This is a genomic window from Intrasporangium sp. Soil_C_50 (assembly GCF_057656595.1).
The window spans coordinates 108,152-123,525 of sequence record NZ_JBDGKB010000009.1; the positions used below are offsets into that span (position 1 = coordinate 108,152).

Annotated in this window: 15 protein-coding genes; 11 read left to right on the forward strand and 4 right to left on the reverse strand. The window is 72.8% G+C overall.

Annotated elements, in window-relative coordinates; all coding sequences use genetic code 11:
- Positions 1-154 precede the first annotated feature (154 nt).
- From hisD to AC3A5R_RS17035, 8 genes are all read left to right on the forward strand, one after another.
- A complete protein-coding gene (gene hisD, locus AC3A5R_RS17000; protein WP_487621943.1) occupies positions 155-1,507 on the forward strand; it encodes a histidinol dehydrogenase in 1,353 nt (450 codons plus the stop codon).
- The gene (locus AC3A5R_RS17005) at positions 1,504-2,676 is read left to right on the forward strand and encodes a histidinol-phosphate transaminase (protein ID WP_487621944.1); all 1,173 of its coding nucleotides are present in this window, start codon (positions 1,504-1,506) and stop codon (positions 2,674-2,676) included. The genes hisD and AC3A5R_RS17005 overlap by 4 nt, the downstream gene beginning before the upstream one ends.
- A complete protein-coding gene (hisB, locus tag AC3A5R_RS17010; protein WP_076258817.1) occupies positions 2,673-3,272 on the forward strand; it encodes an imidazoleglycerol-phosphate dehydratase HisB in 600 nt (199 codons plus the stop codon). Before AC3A5R_RS17005 ends, hisB begins: the two co-directional genes overlap by 4 nt.
- On the forward strand, positions 3,269-3,916 hold the full coding sequence (hisH, locus tag AC3A5R_RS17015) for an imidazole glycerol phosphate synthase subunit HisH (protein ID WP_487621945.1): 648 nt from the start codon (positions 3,269-3,271) through the stop codon (positions 3,914-3,916). Before hisB ends, hisH begins: the two co-directional genes overlap by 4 nt.
- A gap of 29 nt (positions 3,917-3,945) precedes the next feature.
- Positions 3,946-4,290 (forward strand): hypothetical protein, encoded by a 345-nt coding sequence (locus AC3A5R_RS17020; RefSeq protein ID WP_487621946.1) that lies wholly within the window; start codon positions 3,946-3,948, stop codon positions 4,288-4,290.
- Entirely contained in the window at positions 4,287-5,054 is a 768-nt protein-coding gene (priA, locus tag AC3A5R_RS17025; RefSeq protein WP_487621947.1) for a bifunctional 1-(5-phosphoribosyl)-5-((5-phosphoribosylamino)methylideneamino)imidazole-4-carboxamide isomerase/phosphoribosylanthranilate isomerase PriA, read from the forward strand. Before AC3A5R_RS17020 ends, priA begins: the two co-directional genes overlap by 4 nt.
- Positions 5,051-5,836 (forward strand): SseB family protein, encoded by a 786-nt coding sequence (locus AC3A5R_RS17030; protein WP_487621948.1) that lies wholly within the window; start codon positions 5,051-5,053, stop codon positions 5,834-5,836. Before priA ends, AC3A5R_RS17030 begins: the two co-directional genes overlap by 4 nt.
- Positions 5,837-5,933: 97 nt before the next feature.
- The gene (locus tag AC3A5R_RS17035) at positions 5,934-7,220 is read left to right on the forward strand and encodes a DUF445 domain-containing protein (protein WP_487621949.1); all 1,287 of its coding nucleotides are present in this window, start codon (positions 5,934-5,936) and stop codon (positions 7,218-7,220) included.
- Here AC3A5R_RS17035 and AC3A5R_RS17040 read toward each other — a convergent pair.
- Positions 7,210-7,695, reverse strand: a complete 486-nt coding sequence (locus AC3A5R_RS17040) for a MarR family winged helix-turn-helix transcriptional regulator (RefSeq protein WP_487621950.1) — start codon at positions 7,693-7,695, stop codon at positions 7,210-7,212. The genes AC3A5R_RS17035 and AC3A5R_RS17040 overlap by 11 nt on opposite strands.
- Before the next feature lie 69 nt (positions 7,696-7,764).
- On the opposite strand from AC3A5R_RS17040, the gene AC3A5R_RS17045 reads away from it, so the two are divergent.
- Complete coding sequence (locus AC3A5R_RS17045) at positions 7,765-8,202, forward strand: organic hydroperoxide resistance protein (protein WP_487621951.1); 438 nt, start codon at positions 7,765-7,767, stop codon at positions 8,200-8,202.
- A 60-nt stretch (positions 8,203-8,262) separates the two neighbouring features.
- Positions 8,263-9,306 (forward strand): NADP-dependent oxidoreductase, encoded by a 1,044-nt coding sequence (locus AC3A5R_RS17050; RefSeq protein WP_487621952.1) that lies wholly within the window; start codon positions 8,263-8,265, stop codon positions 9,304-9,306.
- A 62-nt stretch (positions 9,307-9,368) separates the two neighbouring features.
- On the opposite strand, the gene AC3A5R_RS17055 is transcribed toward AC3A5R_RS17050, so the two are convergent.
- Positions 9,369-10,247: a LysR family transcriptional regulator gene (locus AC3A5R_RS17055; protein WP_487621953.1), complete on the reverse strand. Its 879-nt coding sequence runs from the start codon at positions 10,245-10,247 to the stop codon at positions 9,369-9,371.
- A gap of 81 nt (positions 10,248-10,328) precedes the next feature.
- Here AC3A5R_RS17055 and AC3A5R_RS17060 point away from each other — a divergent pair, with 81 nt between their 5' ends.
- On the forward strand, positions 10,329-10,622 hold the full coding sequence (locus tag AC3A5R_RS17060; protein ID WP_487621954.1) for a hypothetical protein: 294 nt from the start codon (positions 10,329-10,331) through the stop codon (positions 10,620-10,622).
- 94 nt (positions 10,623-10,716) lie between these two features.
- Here the strand turns inward: AC3A5R_RS17060 and AC3A5R_RS17065 are convergent, their stop codons facing one another.
- Together AC3A5R_RS17065 and AC3A5R_RS17070 are read right to left on the reverse strand one after the other, a co-directional pair.
- Positions 10,717-13,128, reverse strand: coding sequence for an ATP-binding cassette domain-containing protein (locus AC3A5R_RS17065; RefSeq protein ID WP_487621955.1), 2,412 nt, complete (start codon positions 13,126-13,128; stop codon positions 10,717-10,719).
- A 152-nt stretch (positions 13,129-13,280) separates the two neighbouring features.
- Positions 13,281-15,356 carry an elongation factor G-like protein EF-G2 gene (locus tag AC3A5R_RS17070; protein ID WP_487621956.1) on the reverse strand — a complete coding sequence of 692 codons (2,076 nt, stop codon included), beginning with the start codon at positions 15,354-15,356 and terminating at the stop codon, positions 13,281-13,283.
- Between the last annotated feature and the right edge of the window lie 18 nt (positions 15,357-15,374).

The following is a 15,374-nucleotide window of genomic DNA, read 5'->3' on the forward strand; positions in this document are numbered from 1 at the left end:
GCGGAGCCCCGGTGGGTCCGGGGTCTGGCGCGGGTCTGACGTTGGTCAGCGGCGGTTCAGGATTGGACAGCCCGGCCGGAGGGTGGCGGCAGCACCGACCCGCACGCTGAGACGCTGCAGGGGCACGCGAACGCGCCTCCTAGACTGGTGACCCATGATGTCCACCCTCGACCTGCGCGGACGCACGCTCGACGTGCGCTTCCTGCGCGGCGCCCTTCCCCGAGCCGAGTTCGACGTCACGGCCGCCCTCGAGCAGGTGCGGCCGATCTGCGAGGACGTCGAGCATCGGGGCGCCGCGGCCCTGCGCGACCTGGGGGAACGTTTCGACGGGGTCCGTCCGACGCACCTGCGGGTGCCGGCCGCCGTGGTGCAGTCGGCGCTCGAGAGCCTCGAGCCCGATCTGCGCGCGGCCCTCGAGGAGGCCATTCGTCGCGCCCGGATCGTGCACGCCGACCAGCAGCGGACCGACACGACGACCACCGTCGTGCCCGGCGGCACCGTCACCGAGCGCTGGGTACCGGTCGACCGCGTCGGCCTGTACGTGCCGGGCGGCCTCGCGGTCTACCCGAGCAGCGTCGTCATGAACGTCGTGCCGGCCCAGCTCGCCGGCGTCGGCTCGCTCGCCGTCGCCTCGCCGCCCCAGCGCGAGAACACCGGCGAGTTCGCCGGCTACCCGAACCCGACGATCCTCGCGACGTGCGCCCTGCTCGGCGTCGACGAGGTGTACGCCGTCGGCGGCGCCCAGGCCGTCGCGATGTTCGCCTACGGCTTCTCCGAGGAGACGCCCGAGGGCGGCACCGTCACGTGCGACCCCGTGTCGATGGTCACCGGCCCCGGCAACATCTGGGTCGTCGCGGCCAAGCGCCTGCTCAAGGGGCTCATCGGCATCGACGCCGAGGCCGGCCCCACCGAGATCGCCGTGCTCGCCGACGACTCCGCCGACCCCGAGCACGTCGCCGCCGACCTCGTCAGCCAGGCCGAGCACGACCCGCTCGCCGCGTCCGTGCTCGTCACCGACAGCGAGCAGCTCGCCGAGGCCACCCGTGCGGCGCTCGCGCGCCGCGTGCCGGCGACGAAGCACGCCGAGCGCGTCACCGAGGCGCTCGAGGGCACCCAGTCGCGCATCGTCCTCGTCGACGACCTCGACGCCGGCCTCGACGTCGTCAACGCCTACGCCGCCGAGCACCTCGAGATCCAGACCCGCGACGCGTCGGCCGTCGCGGCCCGGGTGCGCAACGCCGGCGCCGTGTTCGTCGGTCCGTGGGCGCCGGTCAGCCTCGGCGACTACGCCGCCGGGTCCAACCACGTGCTGCCCACTGCGGGCTGCGCGACGCACTCGAGCGGCCTGTCGGTCCAGTCGTTCCTTCGCGGCATCCACGTCGTCGAGTACGACGAGACCGCCCTGCGCGGCATCGCGGCGCACGTCGTCACGCTCGCCCAGGCCGAGGACCTGCCGGCGCACGGCCAAGCCGTCACGGCCCGGTTCGGCGACGAGGTGCCGCGGTGACCGACGCGTCCCTCACCCCGGCCGACGAGGTCACCCGGCTGCTGCGCCCCGACCTGCGCGGGCGCACCGCCTACGGTGCGCCGCAGCTCGACGTGCCCGTGCGGCTCAACACGAACGAGAACTCCTACCCGGTGCCCGAGGAGGTCGTCGAGGCGATCGTCGCAGCGCTCGCGGCCGATGTCCGCGACCTCAACCGCTACCCCGACCGCGACTTCACCGACCTCCGCAAGGCACTGACCTCCTACCTGGAGAAGCAGTCCGGGGTCACGGTCACGCCCGAGCAGGTCTGGGCGGGCAACGGCTCCAACGAGGTGCTCTCGCACGTCGTGCAGGCGTTCGGCGGGCCGGGCCGCGTGGCACTGGGATTCACGCCGAGCTACTCGATGCACCCGATCATCAGCGAGACCCTCGGCACCACGTGGGTCGACGGCCTGCGCGGCACCGGCACCTTCGACCTGACCCCCGAGTCGGCCGCCGAGCAGGCCCGGCAACACCACCCGTCGGTCGTCTTCCTCTGCTCGCCGAACAACCCCACGGGCACCGCGCTGCCCTTCGAGGTCATCGGTGCGGTGCTCGAGGCGGCGCCCGACGCGATCGTCGTCGTCGACGAGGCCTATGCCGAGTTCGCCCGTCCCGGAACGCGATCCGCGCTGTCGCTGCTGGCCGAGCACCCACGTCTGGTCGTCACGCGCACCATGAGCAAGGCGTTCGCCTTCGCGGGAGGGCGCCTCGGCTACCTCGTCGCGGCGCCTGAGGTCGTCGACGCGCTGCGCCTGGTCCGGCTGCCCTACCACCTGTCGACGCCGACCCAGACGATCGCGCGCGTCGCCCTCGAGCACGCCGACGTCATGCTCGGCACCGTCGAGGTCATCAAGCACCAGCGCGACCGCATCGTCGAGCGCCTCGCCGAGCTCGGGGCGACACCGGTGGCAAGCGACAGCAACTTCGTCCTCTTCGGGGGCCTGACCGACGAGAAGGCCACGTGGCAGGCGCTGCTCGATGCGGGCGTTCTCGTCCGCGACGTCGGGATCGCCCACCACCTGCGGGTCACGGCCGGCGACCCCGACGAGACCACGGCGTTCCTCGACGCCTTCGCGCGCCTCGCACCCACCCACCTGACCAGCACGAGCAGCACGAGTAGCACGCCGACCCAGGAGCAGCCCGCATGAACCGCACCGCGACGATCAGCCGCTCGACGTCCGAGTCCTCCGTCGAGCTCACCCTCGACCTCGACGGCACCGGTGTCGCCGACGTGTCGACCGGCGTCCCGTTCTACGACCACATGCTCGCCTCGCTCGCCAAGCACTCGCTCATCGACCTCACGGTCAAGGCGACCGGAGACGTCGACGTCGACGTGCACCACACCGTGGAGGACACCGCGATCGTCCTGGGCCAGGCGCTCCGCGAGGCGCTCGGCGACAAGGCCGGCATCTCCCGCTTCGGCGACGCCACGGTGCCACTCGACGAGGCGCTCGCGCACGCCGTCGTCGACGTCGCCGGGCGGCCCTACGTCGTCCACGAGGGCGAGCCGGAGGGCCAGCAGTACGCCCTCATCGGTGGCCACTTCACCGGCTCGATGACGCGTCACGTCCTGGAGTCCTTCGCCTTCAACGCCGGTCTGTGCCTCCACGTGCGCGTGCTCGCAGGCCGCGACCCGCACCACATCGTCGAGGCGCAGTTCAAGGCGGTTGCGCGGGCCCTTCGCGCCGCCGTGGCCCGCGACCCGCGCGTCGTCGGCATCCCGAGCGCCAAGGGAGCCCTGTGACCCCTGCCGGCCGCGGCGTCGTCGTCCTCGACTACGGCAGCGGCAACGTCCGCTCGGCCGTGCGCGCCCTCGAACGCGTCGGAGCCACGGTCACCCTCACCGCCGACCCCGTCGCCGCGCTCGAGGCCGACGGCCTCTTCGTGCCCGGCGTCGGCAACTTCCACGCCTGCATGAAGGGCCTGGCCGCCGCGCACGGCCCGCGCGTCATCGGCCGGCGCATCAGCGGCGGCCGTCCGGTGCTCGGCGTCTGCGTCGGGATGCAGGTGCTCTTCGACGGCTCGGTCGAGCCGTCCGACGCGCCGGTCGAGGGGCTGGGGGAGTGGCCCGGCACCGTCGAGCGGCTTCCAGCCGACGTCGTGCCGCACATGGGCTGGTCGCCGGTCGAAGCCGCCGAGGGCACCCGCCTGTTCGCCGGCGTCGAGCACGAGCGCTTCTACTTCGTGCACTCCTACGCCGTGCAGCGCTGGACCCTCGAGGCCACCGGCGCCTTCGAGCGGGTCGCGCCGCACGTCACGTGGGCCGAGCACGGCGCCCGGTTCGTGGCCGCGGTCGAGAACGGGCCACTGTGCGCCACCCAGTTCCACCCCGAGAAGTCCGGCGACGCCGGAGCCCACCTGCTGGAGAACTGGGTCAGGAGCCTGTGACCCGGGCCGGGCGGACGAGGAGGACCACCATGGCGACGAGGAAGACGCAGAAGCGGACGACCGCGAGCTCGCGACGGCGCACCACCCGCACGACCCGCACGGGCACGGGACGGCGGCGCACCCGGCCGGGCCTGCCGACGACCGTCGGGGCCGCCCTCGGCACGCTCGCCGTGACGACCCTGCTCGACCTGTCGTGGCCCGCCCGCCTCGGCCTGCTCGTGGTCGTGGTCGTCGTCGGCCTCGGCTACGTCGTGTGGCGCCACCGCGCCGAGATCACCGCCGCGGCAGCGGACCCCGCCGCCCCGCCGACCGCATCGACCCCGCCCGACCAGCAGGCCGCGAACCCGCCCACCCCTCAAGGAGACCCGCAGTGACCGCCCCCTCGGACCCCAGCTCCCAGGCACGCCTCGAGCTGTTGCCCGCCGTCGACATCGCGGGCGGCCGGGCCGTCCAGCTCGTCCAGGGCGTCGCCGGCAGCGGTGGCGAGTTCGGTGACCCGTGGGAGGCGGCGAAGGCCTGGGAGGACCAGGGCGCCGAGTGGATCCACCTCGTCGACCTCGACGCCGCGTTCGGTCGCGGCAGCAACCACGACCTCATCGCCTCGATCGTCGGGCGCCTCGACCTGCGGGTCGAGCTCTCCGGCGGCATCCGTGACACCGCCACGCTCGAGGCCGCCCTCGCCACCGGCTGCCGCCGCGTCAACATCGGCACAGCGGCGCTGGAGAACCCGGAGTGGACGGCGTCGGTCATCGCCGAGCACGGCGACCGCGTCGCCATCGGGCTCGACGTGCGGGGCACGACGCTCTCGGCCCGCGGGTGGACGCGCGACGGCGGCGACCTCTGGGAGGTGCTCGACCGGCTCGACCGCGAGGGCTGTGCCCGGTACGTCGTCACCGACGTGCAGAAGGACGGCATGCTCCAGGGGCCGAACACCGACCTGCTCCGCGAGGTGTGCGCCCGCACCGAGCGCCCTGTCGTCGCCAGCGGCGGCGTGTCGACGCTCGAGGACATCGCGGCGATCCGTGGCCTCGTCGGGGCCGGCGTCGAGGGCGCCATCGTCGGCTCGGCCCTCTACCGGGGCGCGTTCACGCTGCCGGAGGCGCTCGAGGTCGCGGGCCGGCCGGAGGTCCACCCGTGAGTGAGGCACCCGGAGCCTTCCACGACGCCGAGGGCCGCCCCGCCGACTCGGCCGGTCAGGCGTGGGAGGGCAAGTCGATCCCGAGCCACGGCTTCTCCGGCGACACCGGGGAGGCGGACGCCGCCCTGCTCGCTGCCGTCGAGGCCCTGCACTCCGACCCGACGCCCGAGACCGAGGAGGCGCTCGTCGCCGCGGTCGCGGCGGCCCGCTGGCTCGTGCCCGTCGTCGCCGTCGCCACGGAGGTCGACAGGTCGGGCGAGCACGCGGCCGACACCCGCAGCGACATGGCCGCGGTGACCCTGACGGCCCCGGACGGCTCGCGCGCCCTGCCGATGTTCACCTCGCTCGCCAGCCTCGCTGAGTGGGACCCCACGGCGCGCCCGGTACCCGTACCGGCATCCTCGGCCGCGCGGGCGGCCATCACCGAGGAGTGCCAGGTGCTCGTCGTCGACGTGGCCTCGCCGCACGCCACGGTGCTGCGCCCGAGCATGCTGTGGGCGCTGGCCCAGCAGCGTCCATGGGTTCCGAGCCACGCCGACGCGCACGTCGCCACCGCCGTGGCGGCCGCCGTCGCCTCCGAGGAGGACGTCGCCGACCACCGCCTCGAGGCGGGGGAGCCTGCCGGGGCGGGCGTCCTGCGCGTCGTCCTCGCCCTGCGCGAAGGCCTGGGCGCCGAGGAGGTCGGGGCCATCGCGACGCGCATCGGCGAGCGCATCGCCACCGACGGCGAGACGCGTGCGAGGATCGATGCCCTGACGTTCGCGCTCGAGCCCGCGGGCTGAGCGACGCGTCGGCCCCCGGTCCCGGGAGCGTCGACGGGTGCTCGCGCGTTCGGAGGGGTAGAGCAGCGACAGGCAGCGTCAGCAGGGAAGGAGCGCCGTGCCCGGACGAGTGAAGAGCCCGAGCGGACCTCTGGGGTTCATCGCCGACCCCGCCCTCGATGCCCAGCGGCGCCGCGACCTGCGGCAGATGCGGCTGGTGGCCACCGGCCTGCTCGTCTTCGCGGCGGTCGTCTACCTGTTGACGCGCGGCCACGGCGACGGCCTGCTCGGCTTCGTCAACGCCGGTGCCGAGGCCTCGATGGTCGGTGCGTGCGCCGACTGGTTCGCCGTCACGGCGCTCTTCCGCCACCCGCTCGGTCTGCCGATACCGCACACGGCGCTCATCCCGCGCAAGAAGGAGATGATCGGCAAGAGCCTCGAGGAGTTCGTCAGCGAGAACTTCATGCGCGAGGACATCATCCGTGAGCGCGTGCTCGACGCCGAGCCGACGCGTCGGGCCGCCGAGTGGGTCCTCGGCCCGGGCCACGCCAAGCGGCTCGTCGACGAGGTCGCGACGGTCACGGTGCACGCCCTGCACCGGATCCCCGACGCCGACGTCCGCGCGGTCATCGAGCAGGCCGTCCTGCCCCGGCTCAAGCAGGAACCGGTCAGCTCGCTCGCCGGAGGCCTGCTCGACCAGGTCGTCCGCGACGAGGCCCACGTGGCCCTCGTCGACCTCGCCCTCGACGAGCTGCGGGTGTGGCTCGTCGACAACGAGGACCTCTTCGAGTCGCTGATCACCCAGCGGGCCCCCGCGTGGGTGCCCGACGCGATCAACGACCTCGTGGCCCGGAAGGTCCACACCGAGGCGCTCAAGTGGCTCGCGGACATCCGCAACGACCCACGGCACGACGTGCGCCAGGCGCTCGACAAGCTGCTCGTCGACCTCGCCGACGACCTCCAGCACGATCTCGTCACGCAGGCCAAGGCCGAGCGCCTCAAGGAGCGCCTCCTGTCCCACCCCCAGGTGCCCGACACCGCGATGGCGCTGTGGTCCTCGCTGCGGTCCGTCGTCGTCGCGGCGCTCGAGGACGAGGACGGGCCGGTGCGCACCCGGGCCGTCAAGGAGGTCACCGGGCTGGCCGAGCGACTGCTGGCCGACAAGACGGTCCGCGACCGCATCGATGCCCGGATCTGCGACGCGACCGTCTACGCGGTCGAGCGGTACGGCACCGAGGTCACCCAGGTCATCAGTGCGACCATCGACCGCTGGGACGGCAAGGAGACCGCCGAGCGCGTCGAGCTCCAGGTGGGCCGCGACCTCCAGTTCATCCGGATCAACGGCACGCTCGTCGGCGGCCTCATCGGCGTGCTCATCCACGCCGTCTCGGTCCTCATCCCCTGACGGGGGTGGCGCCCGAGGCCTCGGCCGCCACGGCGTCGAGCCGCTCGGAGACGGTGCGCAGCACCCGGTGCAGCTCGAGCATCTCGGCGTGGCTCAGGCCGCTGCGCTCGGCGATGGTCGTCGGCAGCCCGGTGAGGGCGTCGAGGCGCTCGCGGCCCGCCGCGGTGGGGCCGACAACGACGCGTCGCTCGTCCTCGGGGTCGCGCTCGCGCACGACGAGGCCGGCGGCCTGCATCCGCTTGAGCAGGGGGGACAGGGTGCCGGAGTCGAGGCGCATGAGGCGCCCGAGCTCGCCGACCGTGACCGGTCCGTGCTCGCCGAGGGCCATGAGGGCGATGTACTGCGGGTAGGACAGGCCGTGCTCGGCGAGCAGCGCCCGGTAGACGGCGTCGAAGGCGCGCACCGTGGTGTGCATGGCGTAGCAGATCTGCTGCTCGAGACGGAGGTCGTCGGGGGGCGAAGTGGTGCGGGCCATGGATCCAGTCTACTATTTAATTGCGCACAATACAATTGCTGACAACCGGAAATCGACCGAAGGACTTCCATGACCACCACCGCCGCGCCCACCCAGCAGGCCCGCTACCTCGCCTCGGCCACCGCGTCCGGCCGCGAGGGCCGCGCCGTCACCTCCGACGGCCGCCTCGACGTCACGCTCGCCGCGCCGCGCGAGCTCGGCGGCAGCGGGGAGGGCACCAACCCCGAGCAGCTGTTCGCCGCCGGCTACGCCGCGTGCTTCGCGAGCGCGCTCGGCCTCGTCGCCCGCCAGCGCCGGGTCGAGGGCTTCGACGCCGCGGTCACGGCCGACGTCAGCCTGTCCGGCACGCCGGGGCAGGGCTTCTCGCTCGGCGTCGTCCTCGACGTCGAGCTGCCTGACGGTCTCGACGCCGACCTCGGCCGCGAGCTGGTCGAGCGCGCCCACGAGGTGTGCCCGTACAGCAACGCGACCCGCGGCAACATCCCCGTCGAGCTGCGCATCAGCTGAATGCACCACCCTCCAGGCCGACACCCCTCCACGAGAACCACTGCACGACAAGGAGACCCGATGACCGACAGCACCGCCACCCCCACCACGCCTTCCACCGGCGCGCCCGCACCGCGCGAGGTGCGCCTCGTGTCCCGACCCGTCGGCTGGCCGACGCCCGAGAACTTCGAGGTCGTCGCCAGCGAGCTGCCCGAGGTCGGCGAGGGCCAGGTGCGCGTGCGCAACGTCGTCATGTCGGTCGACCCGTACATGCGTGGCCGGATGAGCGACGCCAAGTCCTACGCCGAGCCGTACGCGCTCGGCGAGGCGATGCACGGGGGAGCGGTCGGCGTCGTCGAGGCGTCACGGGCCGAGGGAGTCGCTGTCGGCGACCACGTGCTGCACGGCCTCGGCTGGCGCGAGGCGGCCGTCCTCGACGCGTCGGCCGTCCGCGTCGTCGACACGACGATCGCCCCGGCGTCGGCCTACCTCGGCGTCCTCGGCATGACCGGCCTCACGGCCTACGCCGGACTGACGCGCGTCGCGGACCTCAAGGAGGGCGACGTCGTCTTCGTCTCCGGCGCCGCCGGCGCCGTCGGCAGCGTCGCCGGCCAGGTCGCCAAGGCGCTCGGCGCGAGCCGCGTCATCGGCAGCGCCGGCTCCGAGGAGAAGGTGCGCCACCTCATCGACGACCTGGGCTTCGACGCCGCCTTCAACTACAAGGACGGACGCGTCTCGGACCTGCTGCGCGAGGCCGCCCCGGAGGGCATCGACGTCTACTTCGACAACGTCGGCGGAGCCCACCTCGAGGCCGCCGTCGGCTCGCTGCGCCTCGGCGGGCGCATCGCGATCTGTGGCGCCATCTCGGTCTACAACAACACCGAGCCGGCCCCGGGCCCGCGCAACCTCGCCCGCCTCATCCAGACGCGCGGCACCATCACCGGCTTCCTGGTGGGCGACCACTGGGACCTCGCCGGTGAGTACGCCCAGAAGGCGGCCGGCTGGCTCGCCGACGGCACTTTGACGACCCGCGAGACCTTCGCGGAGGGCATCGACCACGCCGTCGACGCGTTCCTCGGCGTCCTGCGCGGCGAGAACACCGGCAAGATGCTCGTCCGCCTCTGACGAGCCGAGCGGTCGGCGAGGGCCCGACGCGGCGCACGACGCGTCGGGCCTCGCGCGTCCCGTCAGCCGATGAGCTCCTGGAGCAGCTCGACCGCGCGCCCGGCGGCCGCGTTGCCCGCGGGGTCGCGCACGACGGCGGCGATGCGTCGCACCGGCCGGGGCGCGGCCAGCGGGAGGACGGCGACGTCCTTCGGCACGATGTGCGCGGCCAGCTGCGGCACGACCGTGATGCCGACGCCCGCCTTGACGAACGCGATCGCCGTGTAGTGGTCCTGCGCCTGGACGGCGAACCGCGGCCGGAAGCCGGCGGCCTCGCACGCGCTGGACAGGATCCGCGAGCAGGCCGTGTTCGGCAGGTCGTTGCGGATCCACGTGTCGCTCGCGAGCTGGGCGAGCCCGACCTCCTCCTCGCCTGCGAGGGTGTGGTCGGCGGGCAGCACGGCGACGTACGGGTCGACGGTGAGCTGCACCCGCCGCGACCCCTGCGGGTCCGTGGCGCCGGCGACGTCGACGACGATGTCGAGGTCCGGCGTCGGGCCGGCATGGTCGGGGGCCTCGGTGAGGACGAGCTCGAGGGTGAGGTCGGGCAGCTCGGTCGTGAGGCGGCGCGCGAGGATCGGCATCCACTCGGCGCCGGCCGAGGCGAAGTAGCCGATGGTGAGGCGGTCCGAGCGTCCCTCGCGCAGGTCGGCGACGACGCCGTCGAGGCGGGTCAGCTGGCCCATCAGCTCGTTGGTGTTGGCGACGAGCGCGCGGGCTGCGGCGGTGGGGGTCAGGCCCCGGCCCTCGCGCGCGAAGAGCGTCAACCCGGTCTCCTTCTGGAGGGCCGAGATCTGCTGGCTGATGGCCGAGGGCGTGAACCCGAGGTTGTCGGCGGCGGCCTGGATCGAGCCGCTGGCCATGACCGACCGGAAGACGCGGATGCGGTGGGTGTCGAGCACCCCCTGATATTACAGCGCGACTTAAGGTTTGTGAAGCAAACATCGCTTGTGCTGAATAGTTAAGAGTTCGATCATGGAGTCATGACGACACGCCTTCTCTCCCGCACCTCCCTCTCCGCCCTGCGCTCGCTGGCCTCCACCCAGCGCCGCGGCCACCTCGCCGGGCTGCTCCGGCCGGCCGCCGACCGCGACCTCGACCGCATCTCGGCAGACCTGCTCTACCTCGCCCAGGCCGACCCTGCCGCCCGCCGGCCCACGGTGCCCTCCCGCGACCGCCACAGCGCCCCGGTCGACCTCGACGCGCGACGCGCCCAGGCGTCCGGCCGTGGCGTCCTCGAGCACGCTGAGCAGCCCGAGCACGCCCAGGCCAGCTGACGACGCACGCGCGTCGTCACGCGGCACCACGAACGGCCGACCGGGCACCTGCCCGGCCGGCCGTTCGTGCGTCCGGTGTCGGCCGGCGTGGTGCTCAGGCGCCGACGTAGTCGGCGAGGTGCTGTCCGGTGAGCGTCATGCGTGACGCGACGAGCTCGGCGGGCGTGCCCTCGAAGACGACGGCGCCGCCGTCGTGCCCCGCACCGGGACCGAGGTCGATGATCCAGTCGGCGTGCGCCATGACGGCTTGGTGGTGCTCGATGACGACGACCGACTTGCCGGCGTCGACGAGCCGGTCGAGCAGCCGCAGCAGGTTGTCGACGTCGGCGAGGTGCAGGCCGGTCGTCGGCTCGTCGAGGACGTAGACCCCGCCCTTCTCGCCCATCCGCATCGCGAGCTTGAGCCGCTGGCGCTCGCCGCCGGAGAGCGTGTTGAGCGGCTGGCCGAGCTTGAGGTAGCCGAGGCCGACGTCCTCCATCCGCTGCAGGATCGACGCCGCCGCAGGGGTCTTCGCCTCGCCGGCGGCGAAGAACGCGTGCGCCTCGGCGACCGGCAGGTCGAGCACCTCGGCGATGTTGAGCCCGCCGAAGGTCAGCTCGAGCACCGACGCCTGGAACCGCTTGCCACCGCACTCCTCGCACAGCGTCGCGACGGTCTCCATGAAGCTCAGCTCGGTGTAGATCATCCCGTTGCCGTTGCAGCTCTCGCAGGCGCCCTCCGAGTTCGCGCTGAAGAGAGCGGGCTTGACGCCGTTGGCCTTGGCGAAGGCCTTGCGGATCGGCTCGAGCAGGCCGGTGTACGTGGCCGGGTTGCTCCGCCTCGAGCCCTTGATGGCGCCCTGGTCGATGACGACGACGTCCTCGCGGCCCGCCATCGACCCGTGGATGAGCGAGCTCTTGCCCGACCCGGCCACGCCGGTGACGACGCAGAGCACGCCGAGGGGGACGTCGACGTCGACGTCTTTGAGGTTGTGGGTGGACGCCCCACGGATCTCGATGGCGCCCTTGGCCTTTCGCAGGTCGTCCTTGAGCTTGGCCCGGTAGTGCAGGTGCCGCCCGGTGAGCGTGTCGGAGGCCTCGAGCCCCGCGACGTCGCCCTCGAAGCAGATGGTGCCGCCGGCGGTGCCGGCGCCCGGGCCGAGGTCGACGACGTGGTCACCGATGACGATCGTCTCGGGCTTGTGCTCGACGACGAGCACGGTGTTGCCCTTGTCGCGCAGCTCGAGCAGGAGGTTGTTCATCCGCTGGATGTCGTGCGGGTGCAGGCCGATCGTCGGCTCGTCGAAGACGTACGTGACGTCGGTCAACGCCGAGCCGAGGTGCCGGATCATCTTGGTGCGCTGGGCTTCTCCGCCCGAGAGCGTGCCCGCGGGTCGGTCGAGCGACAGGTAGCCCAGCCCGATCTCGACGAACGAGTCGAAGAGGTGCAGCAGGTTGCCGATGAGCGGTGCGACGGAGCTGTCCTTGACCCCGCGCACCCACTCGGCGGCGTCGGTGATCTGCATCGAGCACACGTCGGCGATGCCCTGGCCGTTGATCTTCGACGAGCGTGCCGCCTCGTTGAGTCGGGTGCCGTCACAGGCGGAGCACGGGGCGAAGACGGCGGCCCGCTCGACGAAGGCCTTGATGTGCGGCTGGAGCGAGTCGACGTCCTTGCTGAACATCGACTTGCGGATCTTGGGGATGAGGCCCTCGTAGGTGATGTTGATGTTCTCGACCTTGACCTTGCGCGGCTCGGCGTAGAGGAAGTCCTCGCGCTGCTCCGGCGTGAAGTCCTTGATCGGCACGTCCGGCGGCACGGCCACCTTGTACGCCGCCACCATCCAGCCGTCGGACGTGTAGCCCGGCACGAGGATCGCGCCCTCGACGAGCGACCTGCTCTCGTCGACGATCGCGGTGAGGTCGAGGTCGGAGACGCTGCCGCGGCCCTCGCACTGCGGGCACATGCCGCCGAGGTACACGACGTTGCGGGCGATGCGCTTCTCGCCGGTGTCTGAGGTCATGATGCCGCTCGCCTTGCGCGTCGGGACGTTGAAGGCGAAGGCCGTCGGCGGCCCGACCAACGGCTCGCCGATGCGGCTGAAGAGCACTCGCAGCATCGCGTTGGCGTCGGTGGCGGTGCCGACGGTCGACCGGACGTTGGCGCCCATCCGCTCCTGGTCGACGAGGATCGCCGTCGTGATGCCCTCGATGACGTCGACCTCGGGTCGGGCGAGCGACGGCATGAAGCCCTGCACGAAGGTGCTGTAGGTCTCGTTGATCATCCGCTGCGACTCGGCGGCGATGGTGCTGAAGACGAGCGAGCTCTTGCCCGAGCCGGACACGCCCGTGAACACCGTGAGGCGACGCTTCGGGATCTCGACGCTGACGTTCTTGAGGTTGTTCTCGCGCGCCCCCTGGACGCGGATGAGGTCGTGCCGGTCGGCGGCGTGCCCGCCCGACGCCGGTGCCCCCGTCGCCGGTGCCCCGGTCGGGCGCGCGTCGGTCGTCGTCGTGCCGTTGCCCATCGTGTCTCCCCGTGTTCGTCGATGCTCGTGGTGTGCGCCCGCGGTCGTCGGCGCGGCCGATCCCGAGCGCAGGTGGCCCGGGGCGGTCCCACCGTAGACGCGAGCAGGACTGGGGCGCTTCTCGATTCCTGACCGCTGTCGTGCTTGCGGCCTCAGCCCTTGAACAGCTCCTTGGCCTTGTCCGCCGGCAGCAGGTCGTGCCGCACCGGCTCGCGCGTGAACGAGCCGGTGCCGTGCGAGACCGAGCGCAGGTCGATGGGGTAGCGGGACAGCTCGGACGCCGGCACCTCTGCGTGCACCACGGTCCATCCGCCGTCTTCGCCCACGGCGTCGGCCGGCTCGGTGCCGAGCACCTGGCCGCGCCGGCCCCGCAGGTCGGACATGACGGCGCCGAGGTACTCGTCGGCGATGGTGATGTCGACGCGGTCGATCGGCTCGAGCAGTGCCATCGTCGACTCGTTCGCAGCCTCCTTGAGCGCCAGCGCCGCCGCGGTCTGGAAGGCGACGTCGGACGAGTCGACCGAGTGCGCCTTGCCGTCGACGAGCGTCACCCGGACGTCGACGACCGGGTGCCCGGTGAGCAGCCCCTTCTCGAGCTGGTGGCGGGCCCCCTTCTCGACCGACGGGATGAACTGCCGCGGCACCGCGCCGCCGACCACCTTGTCGACGAACTCGAAGCCCGAACCCCGCGGGAGCGGCTCGATGCGGATCGAGCACACCGCGTACTGCCCGTGGCCGCCGGACTGCTTGACGTGGCGTCCCTGCACCGAGCAGGTGCGCACGAACGTCTCACGGAGGGCGGTGCGGTAGGGCTCGGCCTCGACGGTGACGCCGTAGCGGTCGGCCAGCTGGCCGATGAGGTCGTCGACGTGGGCCTGGCCCATCGTCCAGAGGACGACCTGGTCGGTCTCGACGGAGTGGTCGAGGCGCACCGTGACGTCCTCGGCGACGATGCGCTGCAGCGCGCCGGCGAGCTTGTCCTCGTCGGACTTCGTCGCGGCGCGGATCGCGACGGGCAGCTGCGGCTCGGGCAGCAGCCACGGGGCGACGACCGCGGGGCGGTCGGGGGAGGAGAGCGTGTCGGAGGTCTCGGCCCGGGTCAGCTTCGAGACGAGGACGAGATCGCCGGCGATGGCGTTGCCACGAGGTCGGTGGGCCTCCCCGAAGGGGGACGCGAGCGGACCGACGCGCTCGTCGTCGTCGTGCGCCGGGTGGCCGGCCACCTCGTGCCCGACGAAGTCGCCCAGGTGGCCCGACACGTGGACGGTGTCGTCGACGCGGAGGGTCCCGGAGAAGATCCGCACGAGGGAGAGCCGCCCGACGTACGGGTCGGTCGTCGTGCGCACGACCTCGGCCACGAGCGGCGCGTCGGGGTCGCAGGCGACGCCGGACACCTGGCCGCCGGCCGGCGAGGTCACCATCGGCAGCGGGTGCACGGTGGGGTCGGGGAACGCGCGCTCGATGATGCCGAGCAGCTCCTCGACGCCTGCGCCCGTCAGCGGCGAGACCGGCAGGATCGGGAAGAACGAGCCCAGCTCGATGGCGGTGCGCAGGTCGGCGAGCAGCGACGTGGTGTCGAGGGTCTCGCCCTCGAGGTAGCGGTCGAGCAACGTCGCGTCCTCCGACTCCTCGATGACCGACTCGATGAGGGCGCTGCGGGCGTCCTCGTGCTCTGCCGACGTGTCGCCGGTGAGCAGGCCGACGACGCCGGTCACCGCGCCGCCCTCGAGGACCGGCCAGTGCGTGGCCCGGGCGTCGCCGAAGGTGCGACGGCACATCTCGACGGTCGCGCCGAAGTCGGCCCGGGGCTGGTCGAGGTGGGTCACCACGACGGCCCGCGGCATGCCGACGGCCGCGCACTCGCGCCAGAGCAGCGAGACCGGCCGGTCGATGTCATCGGCGCCCGACACGACGAACACCGCCGCGTCGGCCGCCCGCAGCCCGGCGCGCAGCTCACCGACGAAGTCGGGATAGCCGGGGGTGTCGAGCAGGTTGAGGGCGACGCCCCCGCTGTCGAAGGAGGCCGTGGTCAGGGTCGTCGTGCGGACGTGGTCGGTGGCGCCGGGTCCGCCGGTGCGCTGGCCGGGCACGCGCGCCGCGAGCAGGGCCTCGAAGAGGGCCGTCTTGCCGGCGCCGCCTGGGCCGACGAGCACGACGTTGCGGATGTCCTGCGGCGAGGCGGGGCTGGGGGCCGCAGGAAGGTCTGATCTGCCGGGCGTCTTTGCCATGACCCCACCTTTCTCCTC